This is a genomic window from Endoryza foliicola, from assembly GCF_050589245.1.
In the GTDB taxonomy this organism is placed as follows: Bacteria; Bacteroidota; Bacteroidia; order Chitinophagales; family Chitinophagaceae; genus Endoryza; species Endoryza foliicola.
The window spans coordinates 263323-269322 of the sequence record NZ_JBOBEW010000008.1 but is presented as its reverse complement, the minus strand read 5'-3'; the positions used below and the strand labels follow the sequence as shown (position 1 = coordinate 269322).

The 6000-nt window shown below is 44.3% G+C and carries 6 protein-coding genes; 4 read left to right on the top strand and 2 right to left on the bottom strand.

Features of this window, described 5'->3' with window-relative positions; translation table 11 throughout:
• Nucleotides 1-857: 857 nt before the first annotated feature.
• The 4 genes from ACQ2HE_RS17880 to ACQ2HE_RS17865 are packed head-to-tail and all read left to right on the top strand — an operon-like array spanning nucleotide 858 to nucleotide 3591.
• Nucleotides 858-1940 carry a hypothetical protein gene (locus ACQ2HE_RS17880; RefSeq protein ID WP_430900765.1) on the top strand — a complete coding sequence of 361 codons (1083 nt, stop codon included), beginning with the start codon at nucleotides 858-860 and terminating at the stop codon, nucleotides 1938-1940.
• A 10-nt stretch (nucleotides 1941-1950) separates the two neighbouring features.
• Complete coding sequence (locus tag ACQ2HE_RS17875) at nucleotides 1951-2607, top strand: cupin domain-containing protein (RefSeq protein ID WP_430900767.1); 657 nt, start codon at nucleotides 1951-1953, stop codon at nucleotides 2605-2607.
• Nucleotides 2601-3047, top strand: coding sequence for a lipocalin-like domain-containing protein (locus ACQ2HE_RS17870; protein ID WP_430900769.1), 447 nt, complete (start codon nucleotides 2601-2603; stop codon nucleotides 3045-3047). Before ACQ2HE_RS17875 ends, ACQ2HE_RS17870 begins: the two co-directional genes overlap by 7 nt.
• The gene (locus tag ACQ2HE_RS17865; RefSeq protein ID WP_430900771.1) at nucleotides 3034-3591 is read left to right on the top strand and encodes a cupin domain-containing protein; all 558 of its coding nucleotides are present in this window, start codon (nucleotides 3034-3036) and stop codon (nucleotides 3589-3591) included. The genes ACQ2HE_RS17870 and ACQ2HE_RS17865 overlap by 14 nt, the downstream gene beginning before the upstream one ends.
• A gap of 910 nt (nucleotides 3592-4501) precedes the next feature.
• Here the strand turns inward: ACQ2HE_RS17865 and ACQ2HE_RS17860 are convergent.
• Nucleotides 4502-4720 (bottom strand): helix-turn-helix domain-containing protein, encoded by a 219-nt coding sequence (locus tag ACQ2HE_RS17860; RefSeq protein ID WP_430900773.1) that lies wholly within the window; start codon nucleotides 4718-4720, stop codon nucleotides 4502-4504.
• 2 nt (nucleotides 4721-4722) lie between these two features.
• Entirely contained in the window at nucleotides 4723-5262 is a 540-nt protein-coding gene (locus tag ACQ2HE_RS17855) for a hypothetical protein (RefSeq protein ID WP_430900775.1), read from the bottom strand.
• Between the last annotated feature and the right edge of the window lie 738 nt (nucleotides 5263-6000).

The following is a 6000-nucleotide window of genomic DNA, read 5'->3' as shown; positions in this document are numbered from 1 at the left end:
AACATACTTCTAGAGTTGTTTAGGCGCAATCAGCTCTCACTCTTTTTCACTTTATTCATCAAAACTAATTGGTATTCACTGTCTCGTAAAATCACCTATATTTTACCTCTTTGCAAACATAGGAGAACGCAAAGAACGCTGAGATGTCGCGAAGGGTTTTGAAACCACAGATAACTGGGATTTTAAATACAGATACCACAGATTAGACCCCGTTATTTGTATTGTATAACGGAATACTCAGCCCCTAATTTGTGTAAATCTGTCATAATTTGTGCGAATCCGTGGTCAATAAGAATTCACCGCAGCGTCCTTCGACAAGTTCAGGAACCGCTCAAGACAAGTTCGCAGCGCCTCTGTTCTTTCTTTGTATTTCCTCGTTCTTGGTCTCCTCGATTCCCATTTCATTTATCATGTCGCCCCGATGGGGCTAAAAATTGGTTGCGCATCCTTTTTGTTTACTACAATCATTTCGCCCCTACGGGGCTGGTTTGCTGCGGTGGTAGTCCTCTGTATTTCGTCGTTCGTCGTTTCCTCAACTCCTCATTCCGTATTCCTCCGTGCCTACTAAACTCCGTGGTTTTTTCACCGCAGCGGCGCAGCGTTCGCAGCGGTTTCGCAGCGCCTTTGTTCTTTCTCAGTACTTCCTCGTTCCCCGTCTCCTCTTATCCTCGTACCTGTATTTCCCCCTCTTCTTCCCCTTGCTCTTTCTTTGTATTTCCTCGTTCCTCGTTTCCTCTTATCCTCGTTCCTGTATTCCCCCTTGTTCTTTCTTTATCCTTTTTTGTCGCTTTTTTACTATTCCCCCGATTCCCGCCTCACTAGTTTTGTTCTCATAACAAATTGAAAAAACGACAGAAATGAAAACCTTGCTTCAATCCTTTATGGGATCTTTTTTGGTGACCTTATTTTTTTTCTCTTCCTGTTCAAAGTCAAGTTCATCGGGTGGTGGCAGCACTACTCCAACAGATAGCATCAATGCAGATGTGTATGTAGTTGGGTACGAAACGATAGCAGGAGTTGCCGTTGCAAAGCTGTGGAAGAACGGAGTAGGCACCAATCTTACAGATGGAAAAAGAACTGCGGGTGCTACCGGAATTTCCATCATTGGTAGCGATATCTATATATCTATAATTGAATACTCCGGTAATATTCCAGTTGCAAAACTGTGGAAGAATGGACAGCTCTATAATCTGGGTAATGGCGTACAGTATTCTTGGGCTACAGGGATATCGGAGGGCGTTGTTGTAGGAGCTCGCAACGATGCGGCTACGGGCAGAACAACTGCCGGATATTGGTCGGGAGATGGCGTCTTTACCCAAATATCGAATCCGGCCTTTCAGAACGCCTATGCCAACGGTATACATATTAAAAGGGTGAACAATGTTTTAAAGACGAGTGTGTGTGGAGATATTGATGTTAGTAATAGCCTTGCTTCTAAAAATACGTTCTTTTGGGGCGGGCAAAATTCCAATCCAACATTGAGCACCTTGGGCTTGGTAAATGAAAACAGTTTCGGAAAAGCATGCTTTATTAATGATAATGGTTTTACCTATATCGCCGGTAGACAAAATGTACCAACCCTCTGGTTTGAGGGCGTTCCTTCCATGAAGCTTTCGGATTCTTTGGGGAATGCCAATGGTTTGTTCGTGGTAGGGTATACCAATATATATGCCGTTGGATATGAAATCAACAACCGCAAGTTCATCGGTAAACTATGGAAGGGCGACACGCGCGGTAGTATTCAAAGTGTCACCATTACCAATACCCAATACAACGGCAATCTAAACGCAATAAAAGTTGTGGATGGCAATGAATTCATCGCCGGCGAAGAAGCGGATGCGTCGGGCTTCTATTTCGCCAAATATTGGAAGAATGGAAAAGCGGTGGCTCTTGGCGGTTCCAACAGTTCGGCAGTAGCTATTTGGGTCGTAAAAAAATAAAACAGTCAACATGAATTTGAATACATCAGATACTTCTAGAAGAGTCGCCATTCAGAAAATGCTGCTTGCGATCTCAGGATTCAGTTTTATGCCCTCAATGTTGATGGCGGAAAATCAAGCGAGTACTTTGCCTCCATCATTTACAAACGATGGATTGAAACCTTTCCTTGTTCCACCCTCGGCGCCCTTGGAGCCCGGTAAAGTTGGATTGAACATTAGAACCCTTGTGAGAAGCAGTCAAACCAATCTTCAATTTTCCAGTGTTGAATTTGCAGTGGCTGCTAAGAAAATGGGTCCTGCGCCGCATTTGCACAAAGAATTGGATGAATTGATGTTTGTAGTGGAAGGAACCGCTTCGGTTATGGTGGAGGATACGGTGTATGAAATTCCGGCAGGTGGTTGGCACTTGCGACCTCGAAACATGTCTCACACTTTTTTCAACAATACCAACCAGCCTTTTAGAGCAATTGATATGTACTTCAATCAAAACTTTGAAGACTACCTCGAGGAATTATATTATAAAATCATTCCCGATATGATTGCCCAGAAAGCAAGCATGCGCGACCCGGCCATCGCAAAAAGAATGGATGCACTGCATGCCAAATTTGGCATCACCGAATTCCCAAAGCAAAGAGAGTTGATCATTAAAAAATATGGACTATGGTAGTATCAATATTAAAACGCTGTTTGCTTTTGGTGTTTACGATGGCATTTGTGCAAGTGAACGCGCAATCTATTGTAGGTAGTTGGAAACGACTTTCAACAACGCTCGAATACCTTGATGGAAAGAAAGAAGACTTGCAGGCAACACTGGTAAAAAACATGCCTTGCGTTGTAAATACGGTTTACATTTTCAAAGCTGATGGAACGCATTATTCTCAGTCTACAAAAGAATGTGAAATGATCGACAAAATGGGAATGGCCAACTGGCAACTAAGCGGCAATTTGTTAACCCTGCAAATGAAGAATCAAGGCAATGTAAAAACAAGTTACACGGTTACGTTTAGCGGAAACAAGATGATTTTGACACATCTGTATACAGCAGAGGAGAACAAGCTTACCGGCACAAAAGTGAAACAACTTATTACTATTTATGAACGACTTTAAAAGTTCTAGCACTATGGATTTAAATCAATTGCTTCCTTTTTATGTAGCTCCGGGGGCGCCGGTACAACCGGGTCCGGGCGGAATGGACATTCGTACTTTGGTGAGAAGTAGTCAAACCAACAGTCAATTTTCTTGTGTGGAATATGCGGTTGCTGCGAAGAAGATGGGTCCGGCGCCACATTACCACAAAGAGCTTGATGAGTTGATGTATGTATTGGAGGGCACAGCTACGGTGATGATCGAAGATCAATTTATTGAAGTGCCGGCGGGTGCTTGGCATTTGCGTCCGAGAGGCATTGTGCATACTTTTTTCAATAATACTGAAAAGACTTTTAGAGCCATTGATATGTATTTCAATCAAAACTTTGAGGAGTACTTGGAGGAAATGTTTCATCGAATCATACCTGAAATGCAGCAGCAAAAGCTTACACCTCGTGATCCCGGCATTGCCAAGAGGATGCACGATTTGCATGAAAGGTTTGGGATGGTAGGATTTCCGGAGAGGAGAGGGGCGATTGTAGAGCGGTTTGGGTTGATTGGGTGAGGGGTGGTCCGCCTTCGGCGGAGAATGTATTTTAACGCAAAGGTTTTGAGGTTGAAAGTTGGAGAGGTTGTAGTTAGTTAAGTTTTTGGCAGTTAGAATTTCGAAGAGTCGTTTACTTAAGGGCGCAAAGCCGCTGCGCGGAGGAATACAAACCACGGAGGCATGGAGGAAAAGAGGAAAGAGGAAACGAGGATAAGAAGAACGAGGAAATACAGAGAAAGAAAAGGGACGCTGCAGTGAAAAAATACTGAGGAAAAAATACTTTGCGACTCCTTCGCGGACTTGGCGCACGCTGCGGTGAATGTATTTTAACGCAAAGGAATTGTGGTTGAAGGTCGGAGAGGTTGAAGTTAGTTAAGTTTTTAGCAGTTTGATTTTCGAAGAGTCGTTTACTTAAGGACGCAAAGCCGCTGCGCGGAGGAATACAAACCACGGAGGCATGGAGGTTTGTATTTTGCGCTGCGTTATCGCTGCGAACGCTGCGACGCTGCGGTGAAAAAACCACGGAGTTTCGTAGGCACGGAGGAATACAGGAACGAGGAGACGAGGAAACGACGAACGAGGAAATACAGAGGACTACCACCGCAGCAAACCAGCCCCGTAGGGGCGAAATGATTGTAGTAAACAATAAGAATTCGCAACCAATTTTTAGCCCCATCGGGGCGACATGATAAATGAAATGGGAATCGAGGAAACACAGTGAAAGAACAAGGGCGCTGCGAACGCTGGGCCGCTGCGGTGAAAAAAATACTGAGGTAAAAATACTTTACGACTCCTTCGCGGACTTGGCGCACGCTGCGGTGAATGTATTTTAACCCAAAGATTTCAATCCAAGGCATGGAACCGTGATGAGTATTACGGAAGAAGAGTAGGAATTGGTGAAAAAGTTCCAATAAGCTCTCCTATGAATTTAGAACTCTTCCCCTTCCTCTCGGTATTCCAATATATCACCCGGCTGGCAATTCAATACTTCGCAAATGGCTTCAAGTGTACTGAAGCGAATGGCTTTTGCTTTACCGGTTTTTAGAATGGATAGGTTGGAAAGCGTAAGTCCCACTTTATCGGAAAGCTCGTTCAGCGAAATCTTTCGCTTGGCCATCATTACGTCGAGGTTTACTACTATGGGCATGGTTAAACAGTTAAATCATTTTCGGTTTGTAGTTCAATTCCTTTGCGGAATACGATATCGATCACGAAAAGAATTCCGGCGAAATAAAGGAAAGCGTCGCCCACGCCAATATGTTCATTCAGATGCGGGAAGCTCATGCCTTCATCGGTGTAGCGCTTCGCGAAGCCGCTACTAAGTTTGCAGAGAATTCCTACAAACAGCGCTATTACGCTCATGTTCATGATGATTTTCTCTACTTGGATTTGAAAAGGCTTGCTGAAATCTATTTTCAAAAAGATGCGAATCACTTGGTAGCATAGGAGTGCTTCCATCACTAAAACACCGATGACTAGAATACTTAGGATACTATAGGCGACTATGTCTTGATTCATTAATTGCGACAAGTTGAGTGAGAGGTACATGTTTTCGGAAGCTATTTTGTTCCCGAATATGCTCACTAAGTAGGAGGTGAGTATCGCTCCCGCTTTGATACTTGCGCCAACAAATGCCAACCAAGAGATGACGTGCATTATGGGAATGAGGATGCTGGTGTTCTTTTTCATATTGTTTGTTTGAGAGCACAAACGTAGAAAAATTTATTGAAAAACAATAAATAAATAGTGAAAATAAATAAATAATAATTGATAAATGAGATTGGCGGGTTTGTAAGTGATTGATAGTGAGGGGGGAATACAGGAAAGAGGATAAGAGGAGACGAGGAACGAGGAAATACAGTGAAAGAACAGAGGCGCTGCGAAACCGCTGCGATCGCTGCGCCGCTGCGGTGAAAAAACCACGGAGTTTCGTAGGTACGGAGGAATACAGGAACGAGGAGACGAGGAAACGGCGAACGAGGAAATACAGAGGGAGAATAGGGCGCTGCGAAACCGCTGCGATCGCTGCGCCGCTGCGGTGAAAAACCACAGAGTTTCGGAGGCACGGAGAAATACAGGAGAGAGGAAACGAGGAAATACAGAGAAAGAACAGAGGCGCTGCGAAACCGCTGCGATCGCTGCGCCGCTGCGGTGAAAAACCACAGAGTTTCGGAGGCACGGAGAAATACAGGAGAGAGGAAACGAGGAAATACAGAGAAAGAACAGGGGCGCTGCGAAACCGCTGCGCTGGTTCCTGAGCTTGTCGAAGGACGCTACGGTTCAAAAATACTTCGCGACTCCTTCGCGCTCTTGGCGCACTCCCGCGGTGAATGTATTTTAATTCAAAACCTAAAACCCACTCCCTGATTCACAGCTCTTTACCCTCATTTAACAGTTTCCCTACAATAATAAAATAGGCAAAGCGGA